This is a genomic window from Roseimarinus sediminis (assembly GCF_050433125.1).
Lineage (GTDB): Bacteria > Bacteroidota > Bacteroidia > Bacteroidales > Prolixibacteraceae > Roseimarinus > Roseimarinus sediminis.
The window spans coordinates 314,763-330,492 of record NZ_JBNPXV010000005.1 but is presented as its reverse complement, the minus strand read 5'-3'; the positions used below and the strand labels follow the sequence as shown (position 1 = coordinate 330,492).

18 protein-coding genes are annotated in these 15,730 nt (G+C 41.3%); 6 read left to right on the top strand and 12 right to left on the bottom strand.

The features are described 5' to 3' along the window. The first annotated feature begins 231 nt into the window (after window positions 1-231). The 4 genes from FHS86_RS08940 (at window position 232) to FHS86_RS08925 (ending at window position 2,262) form a co-directional block, all read left to right on the top strand. Window positions 232-582, top strand: coding sequence for a type II toxin-antitoxin system RelE/ParE family toxin (locus FHS86_RS08940; RefSeq protein WP_429412663.1), 351 nt, complete (start codon window positions 232-234; stop codon window positions 580-582). Beyond that, window positions 579-878: a helix-turn-helix domain-containing protein gene (locus FHS86_RS08935; RefSeq protein ID WP_429412662.1), complete on the top strand. Its 300-nt coding sequence runs from the start codon at window positions 579-581 to the stop codon at window positions 876-878. Before FHS86_RS08940 ends, FHS86_RS08935 begins: the two co-directional genes overlap by 4 nt. A gap of 707 nt (window positions 879-1,585) precedes the next feature. Then, window positions 1,586-1,834 carry a DUF6364 family protein gene (locus FHS86_RS08930; RefSeq protein WP_429412661.1) on the top strand — a complete coding sequence of 83 codons (249 nt, stop codon included), beginning with the start codon at window positions 1,586-1,588 and terminating at the stop codon, window positions 1,832-1,834. A 2-nt stretch (window positions 1,835-1,836) separates the two neighbouring features. Then, on the top strand, window positions 1,837-2,262 hold the full coding sequence (locus tag FHS86_RS08925; RefSeq protein WP_429412660.1) for a type II toxin-antitoxin system VapC family toxin: 426 nt from the start codon (window positions 1,837-1,839) through the stop codon (window positions 2,260-2,262). A gap of 204 nt (window positions 2,263-2,466) precedes the next feature. Here the strand turns inward: FHS86_RS08925 and FHS86_RS08920 are convergent, their stop codons facing one another. From FHS86_RS08920 to gcvT, 9 genes are all read right to left on the bottom strand, one after another. Then, complete coding sequence (locus tag FHS86_RS08920; RefSeq protein ID WP_429412659.1) at window positions 2,467-3,189, bottom strand: YkgJ family cysteine cluster protein; 723 nt, start codon at window positions 3,187-3,189, stop codon at window positions 2,467-2,469. 23 nt (window positions 3,190-3,212) lie between these two features. After that, window positions 3,213-3,716 carry a hypothetical protein gene (locus FHS86_RS08915; RefSeq protein WP_429412658.1) on the bottom strand — a complete coding sequence of 168 codons (504 nt, stop codon included), beginning with the start codon at window positions 3,714-3,716 and terminating at the stop codon, window positions 3,213-3,215. Window positions 3,717-3,725: 9 nt separating this feature from the next. Further along, window positions 3,726-4,721: an NAD-dependent epimerase/dehydratase family protein gene (locus FHS86_RS08910; protein WP_429412657.1), complete on the bottom strand. Its 996-nt coding sequence runs from the start codon at window positions 4,719-4,721 to the stop codon at window positions 3,726-3,728. Window positions 4,722-4,732: 11 nt separating this feature from the next. Beyond that, window positions 4,733-5,722: a dihydroorotate dehydrogenase-like protein gene (locus tag FHS86_RS08905; RefSeq protein WP_429412656.1), complete on the bottom strand. Its 990-nt coding sequence runs from the start codon at window positions 5,720-5,722 to the stop codon at window positions 4,733-4,735. A 22-nt stretch (window positions 5,723-5,744) separates the two neighbouring features. Then, on the bottom strand, window positions 5,745-6,416 hold the full coding sequence (locus FHS86_RS08900) for a YggS family pyridoxal phosphate-dependent enzyme (RefSeq protein WP_429412655.1): 672 nt from the start codon (window positions 6,414-6,416) through the stop codon (window positions 5,745-5,747). Between the two features lie 211 nt (window positions 6,417-6,627). Further along, window positions 6,628-7,878, bottom strand: a complete 1,251-nt coding sequence (locus FHS86_RS08895; RefSeq protein WP_429412654.1) for a DUF1015 domain-containing protein — start codon at window positions 7,876-7,878, stop codon at window positions 6,628-6,630. Beyond that, the gene (locus FHS86_RS08890) at window positions 7,878-8,798 is read right to left on the bottom strand and encodes an NAD(P)-dependent oxidoreductase (protein WP_429412653.1); all 921 of its coding nucleotides are present in this window, start codon (window positions 8,796-8,798) and stop codon (window positions 7,878-7,880) included. The genes FHS86_RS08895 and FHS86_RS08890 overlap by 1 nt, the downstream gene beginning before the upstream one ends. A 55-nt stretch (window positions 8,799-8,853) precedes the next feature. Further along, complete coding sequence (gene serC, locus FHS86_RS08885) at window positions 8,854-9,924, bottom strand: 3-phosphoserine/phosphohydroxythreonine transaminase (RefSeq protein ID WP_429412652.1); 1,071 nt, start codon at window positions 9,922-9,924, stop codon at window positions 8,854-8,856. Window positions 9,925-10,632: 708 nt separating this feature from the next. Then, window positions 10,633-11,715 carry a glycine cleavage system aminomethyltransferase GcvT gene (gcvT, locus tag FHS86_RS08880; RefSeq protein ID WP_429412651.1) on the bottom strand — a complete coding sequence of 361 codons (1,083 nt, stop codon included), beginning with the start codon at window positions 11,713-11,715 and terminating at the stop codon, window positions 10,633-10,635. Between the two features lie 270 nt (window positions 11,716-11,985). On the opposite strand from gcvT, the gene FHS86_RS08875 reads away from it, so the two are divergent. Together FHS86_RS08875 and FHS86_RS08870 are read left to right on the top strand one after the other, a co-directional pair. Further along, window positions 11,986-12,330 (top strand): Hpt domain-containing protein, encoded by a 345-nt coding sequence (locus tag FHS86_RS08875; RefSeq protein WP_429412650.1) that lies wholly within the window; start codon window positions 11,986-11,988, stop codon window positions 12,328-12,330. A 520-nt stretch (window positions 12,331-12,850) separates the two neighbouring features. After that, on the top strand, window positions 12,851-13,468 hold the full coding sequence (locus FHS86_RS08870; protein WP_429412649.1) for a PocR ligand-binding domain-containing protein: 618 nt from the start codon (window positions 12,851-12,853) through the stop codon (window positions 13,466-13,468). A 1-nt stretch (window position 13,469) separates the two neighbouring features. Here FHS86_RS08870 and FHS86_RS08865 read toward each other — a convergent pair whose 3' ends face one another. The 3 genes from FHS86_RS08865 to FHS86_RS08855 all read right to left on the bottom strand — a co-directional run bounded on the left by FHS86_RS08865 (window position 13,470) and on the right by FHS86_RS08855 (window position 15,704). After that, entirely contained in the window at window positions 13,470-13,889 is a 420-nt protein-coding gene (locus FHS86_RS08865) for an RrF2 family transcriptional regulator (RefSeq protein ID WP_429412648.1), read from the bottom strand. Window positions 13,890-13,910: 21 nt separating this feature from the next. Then, entirely contained in the window at window positions 13,911-14,471 is a 561-nt protein-coding gene (locus FHS86_RS08860) for a YceI family protein (protein WP_429412647.1), read from the bottom strand. Window positions 14,472-14,540: 69 nt separating this feature from the next. Beyond that, window positions 14,541-15,704, bottom strand: coding sequence for a hypothetical protein (locus FHS86_RS08855; RefSeq protein WP_429412646.1), 1,164 nt, complete (start codon window positions 15,702-15,704; stop codon window positions 14,541-14,543). Window positions 15,705-15,730 lie beyond the last annotated feature (26 nt).

The following is a 15,730-nucleotide window of genomic DNA, read 5'->3' as shown; positions in this document are numbered from 1 at the left end:
CGATAAAGCCAAAACCAAAAAGTGGCACAGTTTGAACCGAAATCACTGGCACTGTTGCTCCGAAATCACTGGCACAAATCGAACCGAATTATCCAACAAGCAATCTTGAATTTCATATTTAACAAAACTGCACATTAATCCAATATTTCGTATTGATATTCCAATCTCCATCGGCTTAAAAAAATAAAATACTAAATTCAAAAATGTTTACATATTTGTTAACTTTGTGGTGTGACCAGAGAAATACAATTTTATAGGAATTATTTTATTGACTTTTATATTTCACTTGATTCTTCGGTGCAAGAGAAAATAGAATATGTTTTCAAGGTCATTAAAACAGTTGATGTTATACCTCAAAAGTTTCTCAAACATATTGAAGGAACGGAAGGACTTTATGAAATAAGAGTAAAGGTGGGCAGTGATATTTTTAGATTTTTTTGCTGTTTTGACTCTGGTCGATTGGTTATTTTATTCAACGGATTTCAAAAGAAAAGTCAAAAAACGCCCAAGAAAGAGATAACTAAAGCATTGAAAATAAAAGACGAATATTTTCATTCAAAAAAGGAGGAGGATAAATTATGAAAACAATTAAAGACGCAACATCATTCGACGAACTTCTTGATATTAAATATGGTAAATTAGGATCAAAGAATAGAGATGAGTTCGAATCAAAAGCGAAAGCCTTTGTCATTGGAGAAATGATTAAGGAAGCAAGAAAAAGTGCGCACTTAACCCAAGACGACTTAGCAAAAAAAACAGGTACTAAAAAAAGCTATATTTCAAGAATTGAGAATGGTAAAATCGACATCCAGTTGTCTACCCTGTTCAAGATTTTTGAGGAAGGCCTTGGTAAAAAAGTAGGATTAACAATACACTAAGATCAAAGTCGAGTAGGCAAAGGGGAATTTCACCCCTAAACAGCGGCTGGTGCGGTTTCACCCAATAAACGCAAAATCTTATTAAAAACGATAAAACAACTGGATTTTTGATTTTTTTACTGTTGATAATCTAAGACTTACGAGCAGTTGTATAGAATTTACCTAGGGGTGATTTTCGCTTCGCTACAATTGCAATCCGCGCCTAACAGGCTCGGGATCTGTGATCTCTAAATCAATTTCAGGCTATGGTAAAGAATAAGATAATACATACACCGACCCCTGCAACGATTTTTAGTTTGTTCCATGATGGAAAATTGTAAGCATCCGGTGAACTCCGTATTGTTTTGCAAGGAATAGGAGTTAATATCAGAGTTTCTCTAAAACATTCAGAGAACTATTAAAGTCGGGTTGGAGTTTCTTTGAGTTGATTCAGGTTTTTACCTTGGATATTGAATTAAAAGAAGCCATTAAGGAGTTAAAATGAAGTATTTTAGGCCAATTGATTAACAAAACAAATATTAACCACTATTTTGTAAGGGCTGCTTAAAACGGCTAAAAAACAGCCAACTTTTAGATCTGATGCTTGGTTTTTAGACTGACTGACGTTAGCGGCATGCGAAAAAACACGTGCTTTTTACAAAATATTGCACGGGTACCAATTCTTTCATAACTTTACACGTGTAAAAATATTAAAATAGAGAAGTGTCATGAATACAAAACTTACTTTAACAATAGAAGAAAGAATAATTCAAAGAGCAAAGAAATATGCGAAACAAAATGGACGAAGCTTATCTGGAATTATAGAGAATTATCTTAAAATAATTACTCAGGAAGTGGATCAAGATATAAATGAAATTTCACCTCTTGTAAAATCATTAAAAGGTTCGTTCAAAGCACCTAAAAGCTATGATTACAAAAAAGACTTATCAGATCGTCTATCTGAAAAATATCTATAATCATGAAAAATATTCTTATAGACACAGATGTAATCCTGGACTTCTTCTTTGATAGAAAACCATTCTCAGACAATTCTGAAATTATCCTTTCTTTTTGTGAATCAAATAAGCTAAAAGGTTTTATCACTCCTGTTATTTGCAGTAACCTGTACTATCTTCTTAGACAGTCTTCAAAGCACGAAAAAGTTATAGAGAAACTAAGTCAACTATTGACTTTTATTGATGTACTCCAAATGGATAAAGAAATAGTTCTGAATGCCATTAATTCAAAATTCAAAGACTTCGAAGACGCATTACAAAATTTTGCCGCTGTAAAATCAAGTAATATTGATGTAATCATTACCAGAAATATAAAAGATTTCAAAACAAGTGAAATTGGAGTTATGACCCCTGATAATTTTATTAAATCAATAAACGCCAGCCGTTAATAAATAGACCCCTGAACGGCGCACAGCACCTGGTAAGGAGTTTCCGTCAGCTGGCGAAATGAACTACATACATCCTGCGCCGCTGGTGGCGATTTAGCTCCACTGATTTTCAATCACCTAAGGGTGATCTTCGATTGCAATCGCCGCCTAACAAACTCGCCCGCGATATATATCGGGGTGTGATCCAATACATGGAAGAAGATTCTATTTGGGAAGCCGTTGAAAAACCTTTCGACCTTTGATCCAGTTTTCAAAAGCATCGGGAAGCAGGCTGCTAAGCAAGCCCGATTCAATGGTATTCTCGAATACCCGAAGATCGTCCATGCGTCCTTTTCTGAGGCGGGCCTGAAAACCTTCATTGAGCATACGACCGGCTCGTAAGGGCATATCAAATAATTGCGGGTAGATTTTATCGTCATTGGGGCTGCTCAGGTCGTCGATACAACTTTGCACATTGCGCGAAAGATAAATACGGCAGGCCATTGGCCGGGCCTGATACGCCATGCAAAAATTTCCTTTGGAATGAAGCAAGGGACAAGCCTGTTTGTACCTGAGCAGCTTCGACATTTTTAGTTTACTGCTTACTTCGGCTTTGGTTGCTGCCCTGTCAACGATGGTTTTAAGTGCATTTCCAGGGAATTTTTTCTTTAAAAATTCAGCCAGATAAAGCAATTCATGTCCTGAGGCCAGCACCGTTTGATGACAGCAATAGGCACAACCTTTACGACATTCAGTGGGCTGTTGCTCTGCTGCCGTGCGTTTTAAGAAAGAGTCAATCAGTTCATCCACCACTTTATACAGCTGCTTTTGCGCCGACATGATGCTGTCCTTGTTGAAACCCATCGAAAGGTGGCGGTCGCACAAATTGTAACCATCCTTAAAAAATGCTTCATCAAATTGTTGCCAATACGCTTCCTGCCCACTCATATACAGCCTTTTATCACTTCTTTTTAATTGGAGTAACTTACCTGAAACTGATAACTGGCCAAAGGAAGTACTCCATCCTCCTTTCGAAACAAACGACATCCCAGTTTCCAGTTTCCTTCCAATCTGTCGAAACTTTCATCAATTGAAAAACTGTTGCTGGCTTCAAAAACTTCTTGATAAGCCATACGATAAATCAGTATGGTATCGATGGTGATCAGGGTATCGGCCATAGAAGTACTGCCGGCTTCCAAATAAGTGGTATCGCTTTGAAACAGGGTGTCGGCCACCGGCGATTGCAGAAAAACCTCACACGCTCCGTCAATCAAATCAATGCTCCCTTTAAAATGAACGGAACTTCCGGGCCGATCGACCAGTATCAGCATCGAATCGCTGCTTACACGATTTACATCCTCCGCTGCCAGCTCATAATATGAAATACTGCTTTCATCACAGCCCATCAGGAAAAAGCTGAAAAACAGTATAAACAGTAAGCTGAATACAAACAATAAATGGATGGATTGTTTCATTTTAACAGTCTAAGGTTTAAGCTCATGCATCGCATTTACCAGTTCATCAAAGCGTGCATTCATTTGAATATCAACAGTAGTATTTGCCTTTTCACCGGTATACCATCCTGCTATTTCGTTAACACCTTCCGAAAAGGGAATGCAACAGTTAAATTCAGGGACAAGTGCTTTAATTTTTGAATTATCGAAAATCATGCTGTGCATCTTATCACCCAATAGGCCCCCCCCGAGTTGTGGCAGATAACGAACAATCAGCTCAGAAGGGCAATGCAACAGTTTAGGTTCAACGCCAAAAGCCCTCCCCACTAAGGTGTAAATCTGGTTCCAGGTCAGCCATTCATCCGAGGTAATGTGAAACACTTCGTTCATTGCCCCTTGATGGTTCAGCAATCCGACCAGTCCTACTGCAAAATCACGATGATGCGTAAGCGTCCAGATGGATGTTCCGTCGCCCGGCACCACAACGGGTTTTCCTTTTAACATGCGGTCGATTACCGTGTAGCCTTCGTCGAAAGGCAGCAAGGTTTTATCGTAGGTATGCGAAGGTCGGACAATGGTGAAACTCATTCCATGTTCTCCCGCCTTTTCCCGTAAAATTGTTTCGCAGGCAATTTTATCACGCGAATATTGCCAGAAGGGATTCTCAAGCGGTGTATCTTCTTGTACCGGCAGCTTTTGAGGAGGCGTTTGATAGGCCGAAGCCGAACTGATGAAAACATATTGTTTCGCCTTGTTTCGAAACAGGTTCAGATTATGCACAAGCTGCTCGGGAACAAAGGAAATCCAATCGACCACGGTATCAAATTGCATATCGCCCAGGGCTTTGCTCACTTCGCCGGCATTGCGGATATCGGCACGGATTGGCTTCACTTTTGCTGAAACCGGTCTGATTGCCTGTGACTTTCCCCTGTTCAGATGATAAAGCTCAATGCCTTTATCAACTGCCAGTTGCGAGCATGCAGAACTGATTATTCCGCTTCCGCCTATAAACAATACCCTGGTCATTGGCTTGCGCTTTAGTCGTGGTTCGAAAAATATTTCATAAACTGGGCTCGCTCATAAACTGCCGGCGAACCAATGTTTTTGTAGCTCATGCGTGCTCTGAATTCATCAACAGAAGTAAAGCGCCATTGCTTCATAAAGGCATCGATAAAGTGATGGATCTCACCAACGATGGCAGGACCATGAAGATAAAACGCCGAACAAAGCTGAACCACCTGTGCTCCGGCCAGCAACTGCTTGACTGCACCTGCTCCGTCGTGGATTCCTGTAGAAGCGGCCAGCTGCACAACCGGCAATTTACCTTTTACAATGCCGGTCCAGCGCAAACCTGCATACAGGTCGTGCGGCGTACTTAATACTTCAGAAGAGGTGAACTCAAGTTGATCGAGATCGAAATCGGGCGTGTAAAATTTATTGAAAAGTACAACAGCGGCTGCACCATTGGCGTGCAACTGATCGACCACCCGAATAAGGTTGGAGAAATTAGGTCCAATCTTTACACTAACCGGAATTTTCACCTTCCGTTTTACCATTCGCAAAATATCGATGTATTTTTTATCGTACGAATCGGCCGATATGCTGCGGTCGACCGGCAGTTCATAAATATTCAGCTCAAGACCATCGGCACCTGCTGCTTCAATATCGGCAGCAAAATCGGTCCAGTCGGAAGCCGACATACAATTAATGCTGGCAATAATTGGTATTGAAACTGCTGCTTTGACTTCCTTCACAAATTCAAGATACTTGCCCAGGGTGTTGCTTCGCGTATAGGCACGAATGTAATCGCCAGCTTCGGGATAAGTATTGTTTTGCTCGCTTGATGAAAGCATGTTCTTGATTTCGAGTTGAATTTGTTCTTCAAACAACGATTTTAACACTACGGCTCCCACGCCGGCTTCTTCAAGCTGCTTAATTTGCTTTACTGAATTGGTAATGCCCGAACTTCCTGCAATAACAGGGCTTTTTAAGTTCAGACCCATGTAGGTGGTTTTCAAATCTATCATAGTTCAGTTGTTATTTCAAATGTTAATGTTGTGCTCTTTCCCCAAATATAGTACTTCCAATGCGAACCATGGTACTTCCCTCTTCCACTGCGATTTTAAAATCGTTGCTCATGCCCATCGAGCGTTCACAAAACGACTCATTATCGTGGAAATAATCCTGTTTCAATTGTTGAAAGACAGCATGCAGGGCTTTAAATTCCTGTCTGATTTGTTCCATATCGTCGGTGTAGGTCGCCATGCCCATCACGCCAACAATCCGAACATTTTTCAGTTGGTCAAACTCATCCGATTCAAGCAGGTCTTTCACTTTACCGGGAGTAAAACCGAACTTGCTTTCTTCGTCGGCAATATGAAACTGCAATAAGCAATCGATGGTTCTTTTGTTTTTTTCAGCCTCCTTATTAATTGTTTTCAAAAGCTTCAGGCTATCCACCGCATGAATTAAATGAACAAAGGGAGCAAGATATTTTACCTTGTTGCTTTGCAAATGCCCAATGAAATGCCATTGAATATCATCAGGCAGTTCTTCGTATTTCCGGCACAATTCCTGTACCTTATTTTCCCCAAAAATTCGCTGTCCCTGTTCATAAGCCTGCAGAATTGCTTCGTTCGGTTTGGTTTTTGAAACGGCAACCAGCTTTACATTTTCAGGAATTTCTGCTTTTATTTTTAAAAGATTTTCTGCTATCGACATAGTGATTGGCTTGAGCTACAAATCTAAAAAAATCGATACAAATACACAGAGCACTTTTACTGAAAAAGCACGCCTGCTATAATTTAGAATGATTTGTTAAAACAGATTATCAAACGCACTTCTATTCAAATAGAAAACAAAGAGGGTATTCACCAGTCCGGCAAATACCCTCTTTATTAGAAATTTTAACTCAAACCGATCTTGTTTGATCTCAGTCGAGCTGATGAATAACAAGTCCCGATCGGAGTTTAGGTTCAAACCATGTTGTTTTAGGAGGCATGATGTTGCCGGTGTCGGCAATATCGATGAGTTGTTTCATCGAAACGGGATAAAGCGCAAAGGCAACGGCCATTTCCCCCTTGTCAACCCGTCGGCTCAGTTCGCCCAGTCCACGTATTCCGCCAACAAAATCGATACGCTTGTCGGTGCGTAAATCTTTAATTCCCAGAATTTTATCGAGAACCAGATTTGACAAAATGGTTACATCGAGCACCCCAATCGGATCGTTGTCGTTGTAACGACCGGCTTTGGCTGTGAGCTGATACCAGTTTCCTCCGAGATACATACTGAATTCATGGAGTTTCTCCGGCTTATAAATGGTTGGTCCCACCTTGCTGAGCTCAAAATCATCCTTCAGTTTTACCAGTAATTCATCGGGGCTTAATCCGTTCAGATCTTTCACTACGCGGTTGTAATCGATGATCTGCAACTGATTGTCGGGAAAATGCACGGCCAAAAAGTAATTAAACTCCTCATCGCCGGTATAATCGGGATGCTGCTTGCGTTTTTCGGCTCCAACCAGTGCTGCGGCTGCAGTACGATGATGTCCGTCGGCTACATAGGTAGCCGGAATATCATTCCTGAAGATGTTTGTGATGCGTTCGATCACCTCTTCCTGGTCGATCACCCAGAAGTGATGTCCAAAGCCATCGTCGGAAATGAAATCATATTCAGGTGCTTTCTCATCCACAATTTTAGCCACCAGCCGATCGATTTCCTCGTGAGCCGGATAGGCGAAAAAAACCGGTTCGACGTTGGCATTGGTATTGCGTACGTGTTTCATTCGGTCTTCTTCCTTGTCGGGCCGGGTTAATTCATGCTTTTTTATTACACCGTTCAGGTAATCATCGACCGATGCTGCGGCCACCAGCCCGTACTGAGTGCGTCCGTTCATGGTTTGTGCATAAATGTAGTAACAATCCTTTTGATCGTTTTGCAACCAGCCTTCATCCTGAAAACGCTTGAAATTTGTGACGGCCATCTGATACACCTCGTTGGAATGTTCATCTGTTCCTGGCTCAAATTCAATTTCAGGCTTTATGATCCGGAGGAGGGACATGGGATTTCCATCAGCCTCGGCACGTGCTTCGTCTGAGTTTAATACATCGTAAGGCCTCGATGCCACACGGGCAGCTATTTCCTTAGGGGGCCTTAACCCTTTGAATGGTTTTATTACAGCCATTATTTGTTTACTTGATAAGTGGTATCACCTTTGGTGAAAAAATTTACAATTTGTTCTGCAGCAGCGAGTCCTGCATGAAGATTGGCCTCTCCAGTTTGCGCCCCCATTTTTTTAGGAGTGAAGAAGAAACGTCCTTTCAGGGTATTTTCGAACTCTTCGACGCGGTCGGGAGCAATGTCGGCAAGGTATTTAACATCGGGGCGAAAACGAAGAAAATTAATCAAATCCTCTTCATTGATCACCTCTTTTCGTGCGGTGTTAATCAGCAAGGCACCGGGGCGTAAATGTTGCAACACCTCGTAGCTTACCGAGCGGAGATGTTCTCCACGGGCAGGTACATGAATTGAAACCACGTCGGACATGGCATACAATTCTTCCAGTGAATCGGTTACCTGAAGTCCGTCGGAAACTGCCTGTCCTTTGCTAAAGCGGGTAAATACCACACAATTCATACCCAGTCCGCGGGCAATACGATGCACATTGCGTGCAACATAGCCGTAGCCATGCAAACCTAGGGTACGCCCTCTGAGTTCGCCGCCCGAAGTACCCGAAAACATATTCCTTATACCATACAAGGCAAGTCCAATGGCCAGTTCTGCCACTGCATTTGAATTCTGACCCGGTGTATTCATCACAACAATTCCTTTTTCAGAAGCGGCTTTCAGGTCGACATTATCGTAGCCTGCACCAGCCCTTACCACTATTTTCAATTCAGGAGCTGCATTCATCACTTCCTGATCGATGATGTCGCTCCGAACAATTAAAGCAGTGGCTGTTTTTACGGCCTCAAGCAATTCGGTTTTGGATTGATAGCGCTCAAGCGTATCACATTCAAATCCGGCCCGGTCAATCACATTGGTGATTTGGTTGATGGCTTTTTCGGCAAAAGGTTTTTCAGTTGCAATTAATACTTTGGTCATCATACAAGATTTTAAAAGAAAATGCAGAATTTTCGAATCCTGCATTTCCTGTTCGTTAATGTTTCGATTCGAATTCCTTCATCGCATCGACGAGCACCTGTACGCTTTCCTTTGGCAGGGCATTGTAGGTTGAAGCCCTGAAACCTCCTACTGAGCGGTGACCTTTGATTCCCAGAATTCCCTTGCTGCCGGCAAAGGCCAGAAATTCATCCTGCAATGCTTCGTTTCCTTCGCTCATCACAAAGCAGATATTCATCACCGAGCGATCGGCAGGATCGGGTACTACCGGTTTGAAAAGCGGATTGCGATCCAGTTCGTCGTACAATATTTTTGCTTTTTCAATATTATCTTTTTGCATGGCAACAATACCACCCCGTTGTTTGTACCACTTCAGTGTTTGAAGTGCGGCATATATTACCAGGCATGGTGGCGTGTTAAACATCGACCCACCTTCGATATGGGTGTTATAGTCGAGCATAGTCGGTATCGGACGTTCCACTTTACCCAGCACACTTTTGCGCACAATAACCAGTGCAACACCAGCGGGCGCCAGATTTTTCTGTGCTCCTGCATAAATCAGGTTGTATTTCGAGAAATCGATGGGGCGACTGAAGATATCGGACGACATATCAGCTATCAGCGGAACATTGACCTCCGGGTCGGCTTCAAACTGGGTTCCAAAAATGGTATTGTTCGAAGTATAGTGAAGGTATTCGGCATCGGCCGGAACTTCATATTGCTTCGGAATGTAGTTAAAATTGGTATCGGCCGAAGAAGCAACTTCGACCACTTCGCCAAAGAATTTGGCTTCCTTAATGGCTTTTTTTGCCCAAACACCAGTATTCAGGTAAGCTGCTTTTTTATTAAGCAGGTTAAAAGGTACCATGCAAAACTGCATGCTGGCTCCTCCCTGGAGGAAAAGTACCTCAAAATCATCGGGAACTTCAAGTAATTCTTTTACCAAAGCAACGGCTTCATCCAATACGGCCTGAAACTCTTTGCTACGATGCGAAACTTCCATCACCGACAAGCCTGTATCTGCAAAGTTCATTACAGCCTTGGCTGTTTCTTCTTTGGTAAACTCAGACAAAATCGATGGTCCGGCGTAAAAATTGTGCTTTTTCATTCGTCAATAATTTATTATTTCAAAAGCATGCATCATGTTCCGTTTAATGGAAAACTCAGTTGCCAGTCCGGTTTTTATTCGCGGTTAGTACAACTTTGCTTTATCAACCTGCTTTTGATGGTTAGAAATTCATTTTTTACCTGAAATTTCCTTTGACAAGTTAATGGTGGACAGTTGACAGACAACTGAGAAAAATCAACCTTATCAAAGAATTTTTCAATTTAATTTATTTTTATTAATCAACTGATTTTCAGTAGTTAATTCTTGTTTTTCGTGTTACATCAGGAATTCTTTGGGAACAGCTGGTCACGATTCATGACCAACATCAACATTTAAAACTAATTAGCCCGCATAACAGGGGCATGAGCGATAGCATGAGGTAAACCATCCCATTTGAACAGGATGCCATAATAACGGGAGGCTTGAAGATGTATCCATGTTTCTGTCATTTTAAGGCCGTAAAGATAAAATTAAATGATGACATTTATCATCCGATCAAAAACAAAGTTAGATATTTAACGTAGTTCTAAAGTCGATCACTCTTGATGCCAAATCTTCAATAAATAAGCTGATTGCGACCATGATTGTCAAAAACTGCATCTTCTGTCGCTTGATTTCACCATGGATGTTTGGTTCATGCGATCAAAAAAAAGGTCCCGCCAAAAGCGGGACCAGGTAATTGAATTAGTAAAGTTGAATTGAAAAATATTATAGGAAGGGTAATTTTACCACTTCGGCTTTTAAAAGCTTGTTACGCACTTTGATATAGATATCAGTTCCAAGGGCGGCATGGGCCGTTTCGATGTAGCCCATACCAATGCCAATGCCCAGACTGGGAGACATGGTGCCTGAGCTCACCTGTCCAATTTTATTGTCGTTAGCATCGAAAATTTCGTACCCGTGACGCGGAATGCCACGATCGATCATTTTAAAACCACGGAGCCTTTTTTTGAGCCCGTCGGCTTTCAATTGCAAAATAAGTTCTTTGCCAATAAATTCTTTTTCGTCATTCAGTTTGGTAATCCAGCCCAAACCGGCTTCAATGGGCGAAGTAGTGTCATCAATGTCGTTGCCATACAAACAAAAACCTTTTTCAAGCCTCAGGGTATCCCTGGCTCCAAGTCCAATCGGTTTTATGCCTTTGTCCTTACCAGCTTCAAAAATTGCCTTCCATATTTTTTCACCGTATTCGTTGGCAAAGTAGAGCTCAAATCCACCGGCACCGGTATATCCGGTTGCCGAGATAATTACTTCATCAACGCCCGCAAAAACTCCTGTTGTAAAAGAATAATAAGCGATTTCGGAAAGATTGACATCGGTAAGCTTCTGCAGGATGGCAGTAGCCTCGGGCCCCTGTATGGCCAATTGTGCCAGCTGGTCAGACACATTTTCCAACACGGCCCCTTCGGAGTTGTGTGCTTCGAGCCAAGAAAAATCCTTTTCAATATTCGATGCATTGACCACCAGCAGGTATTTTTCACGATCGAAACAATATACCAGCAAATCGTCGACAATACCCCCGGTTTCGTTAGGAAAGCAGGAATACTGCGCCTTTCCGGGCACCAAACGGGCCACATCGTTCGAAGTTACTTTTTGAAGAAAATACAAAGCCTGAGGCCCTTTAACCCATATTTCACCCATGTGAGAAACATCAAATACCCCGGCTGCGTTCCGAACTGTGAGATGTTCATCTTTAATCCCCGAATATTCTACAGGCATGTTGAATCCTGCAAATGGTAGCATTTTTGCCCCGAGGGCAATGTGCAGGCTGGTAAATGGCGTTTCCTTCATCGTTCTTAATTTAAGCTTCTGAACATTTTTGCATCAGGGCGATAAGCTGTTTCAATTCTTCTGCTTATCCCTGCTAATAATCAAAACAGATACACCCTGGAATAAAAATTTATTATGCTGATACAAATCAATGACAAATTTATCTTTTAAGCAACGACAGGATTATGAAAAATATCATGGGCGCGAAATATCTAAATGGCAGCAATAAAGTTTAGGAGTTAAAACCGATTTTTGCTATTATTGTGCAGTTATGTTCAAACTTACACAACCATGGCGTATACAGATCTTACTTACTTAAAAGAAATTACTGGTGGCGAAAGCAGCATTGTCAGAGAAATGGTGGAAATGTTTGTTGCTCAGGTCGATGAATTTAAAGAGAATTTGCATAAGCATTTGAATGATGGCAATTGGGCTGAACTGGGAAAAGAAGCACATAAAGCCAAATCATCGGTGTTGATTGTTGGAATGGAAGAATTGGGGAAAAATCTCAAGAAACTTCAGTTGCTTACCGAAGAAGAAAAAGAAGTTGAAACCTATCCGGAATACATCAAAATGTTCGATGAACAATGCGATGCTGCCTTGATTGAACTTCAGGAAGAGCTTGACCAACTATAAGGTGAGAGGAAGTAAGACTCCTCTCCTATTCAACTCTTAATATTTTCAATGCCAATTAATTAACTTCAATAAACATGAAATGTTAAAAAACGTTTCATGGTATTTTATCCCCCCTTTTCAGCCAATTTATTCACCTGATTATTGTTCATCTGCCATAAATTTGTAGCGGTTTAGTTTAGAAAAAGGAAATACCGATCAGATTTAGAAGATGAAGAAAAAAGAGAATTTTTATACCACTTACATTGTGTTGCGTGGTTTTGAAGCCGGAACTTTCAGTATCATTTTTGGTTTGATTCTGCTCTCACTTTTGATTGCAGGCATTCAATAAATATTATAACAGGATGGTGTTGCTTCCTGAAGGCGATTGAACAGGTCGTAAATTTCATTCAACATTTCGTGCTTTAACTTGTTTTTTTAGTTAATCTAACTGAAAATACTATTTGCTGCTATTTGTGCACAGCCCATTTCAATGCTTCCAAATAGCTAATCAAAGTGGTATTTAAGCTAAAAAAACATAAGCATGAAAAATGAAAATGAAAGTGATCAGACTTTTCAAAACAGGTCGAAACAACTTGAGCGTTCGATGGCTCGTTTTAAACACACTCCACTTTCAAACTCAACAGAATCATCGGAAGAAATTAGTAAGCTGATTGATTTAAATGACTTTGAAGAGCTTTCAGCAGTTTTCAATCAAGCCACGGGGCTGGGCGTAAGTTGCTTTGATGCCAGTTTTAATTTGATTGCCAACAGTGGCTGGCAGAAAATATGCAGCCGTTTTCATAAACAGCATCCCGAAGCCCATCAGGCATGTAGTGAAACACTGACACATTTTAAGAAACATTTGAGTGCCGAAGGGCCAATCAGCTATAAATGTAAAAACGGGCTGTGGGATCTTGCCTATCCCCTGCTATTTGAAGGCAAAATACTGGGATGTTTAATATTCGGGCAGTTTTTTTATCAGCATGACCCTGTTGACAAGCACTTTTTTGTAGAGCAGGCAAAAAAATATCAGTTCGAAAAAGATGCCTACATTGGTGTTTTAAAGGAAGTTCCGATTATTTCGCAGGAAAAACTCGAAGCCTACATCGAGCTGTTTGTAACCAGCCTGGAAAAAACCATCCAACTAAGATTACACTAACTTACAGTTGAGTGCTGCGACGCTCCTGAAGAAGGTCTTCGAGACTTGTTGCATGGAAATAGTCAGCCACAACTTTGTTCAAACCTTTCCAAAAAGGTTGGGAATTGCACTTTCCGTGACGTTCACAGATGAAGTCGTTGTTCACGCAATCGATTACACTGATGCCATTTTCAAAAGCATTGTGTATATCGAACATAGTAATTTCGGAAGGTTTTCGGGTAAGCACATAGCCGCTTTTCTTTCCCCTTTGGGTGGTAATTAATCCGGCTGCTTTCAGTGCATGAATAATGTGATCGAGGTATTTAACTGATATTTCCTGGTTTGCAGCGATGTCTTTCTGAAAAACACCTTTATCCGACTGATCGGCAGCAATTTCAAGCATGGTACGTATACCGTATCTGGTTTTCGTGCTGAATTTCAAAACAGTTGATTTTTGCCTGGTTCATGATTGTTTAAAGTTGATCCTAAAATTAATAAAAACTGTATCATCCAACCTGATCAAATTAAAAAATTTTTTTAATGGTTTGATTTCAAAATCGGATAACGACATGCTGGCACTGCCGGTAATGAAATTATCCTGCTCGTCGAGACAACCTTTGTAAAATGGTATCCGGTAACTTTTTGAAGTTCCTGCAATATTCACTATTACATTTAATACGCCTGTTCCATTATTATCAACAATCGATTCAAACTGTTTACGGTTTACGGTTAAAGATATAAAAGGAAAATGTTGGGCATTCACCATGTGCCTGAAATCGGCAATCATCATTTGATTTCCTGCTTCAATTTCACTCACAGGAATTTTAAAATGAAGCAAATCACCTGAAGGAGCAGCCTGATAGGTTCGGGCTGAAGGGGTGTTATTATTAAACGTGAGTTTAAAACTATTGATGTTGCTGCTACCCGAAATTACAAGTTGGTCAAGCGCTATTTGCCGGTCTTGTCCTGAAACATACAGCGTAGTAATGAGGAAAACCAATATGGATAACAGTACACGGATCATCGGAATGTTTTTATTAAAAGGTACCACCCGGAACCGGGCGGTACCTTTTTACTCAAAAATGATCTATTGTTAGAAAGAAATTGCAGCTTCCAATACCAGTCCGCTGAACTTGCCACCATCGATGGCTCCATGAGCAGGACCTTCGTATTTTTGGTTCACATAATCAAGTTTAACCAATACATTGTCAACCATTCTCCAGCCACCGCCAAAGTTGGTGCGGCTTACAGTTGAACCATCGTTGTTATCAACATTGTTCAAACGGGTTCCAACATAAAAGTCGCCGATATTGTAAATGGCCTGTACTGCAGTCTGGGTAAATTTCTGATCATTACCACGCAATACTCCGGTCATGGTTTCATAAATACCAAATACTTCCAATCCATAAAACTGAACAAAAAGGTTGGCCATAAAACTGCTCATTTGTGAATGACCACTACCCGGGCTCCAGCGACCTGAACGGAAGTTATCACCTTCAGCGTCGGCTGTTTGCATCACACTGTAGTAGCGGGCACCGGCACGGTCACCGTCCCACAGGTACGATCCGCTGTGTCCTTCGCCAACATGGTATCCCGAAACCGTGGCACGTACACGCAACTGTTCGTTGAGTTGCGTATCGTAACCGGCTTTCCAGTTAAAAACCAAATCCTCGGCAAGGTTTCCACCACGACCGTAGTTCATTTTACCATTGTTGGTACCTACCATGGCCAGAATACCATTATGACGGAACATTACTTCCATGCCAGGATTGGTGGTATAGGCATCCATGATCCAGTTACCGACAAAAGGATTGTTTACTACATTGGCATTGGTACTGCGGAAAAAATGAGCATCACCATAGTTGGGCATCATTACCCCAGCTTTTACAGTCAGGTATTCCATAATTCCATCGGCAGCCGGCAAAAACGGCAAATTATCGATGGTCAGGTAACCACCTTCAACCCATGCTTCGTTGTGGTGACGCGACGAAAGATAGGTATTCATGTACAACTGCATTCCCGGTGCCAAATCGGTGGTAATGCTGAAGTTGGCTGTTGGCAGATTGAAATTGTTTTTCAGATCGATCAGTTCCACATCGGCTTCATGATCGATGGCCTGAAGCTGAAGCGCAAAATCGGCTCCAACCCTGGCATTGACTTTTTCAAAATCAGCCTTATCTAATTTTGGACTTTCAAATTGAGCAAAAGTGTTTAACCCAATAAATCCCACAAGCACTAACAATACTAACTTCTTCATTTCGAAAACGTTTTATTAATTATTTG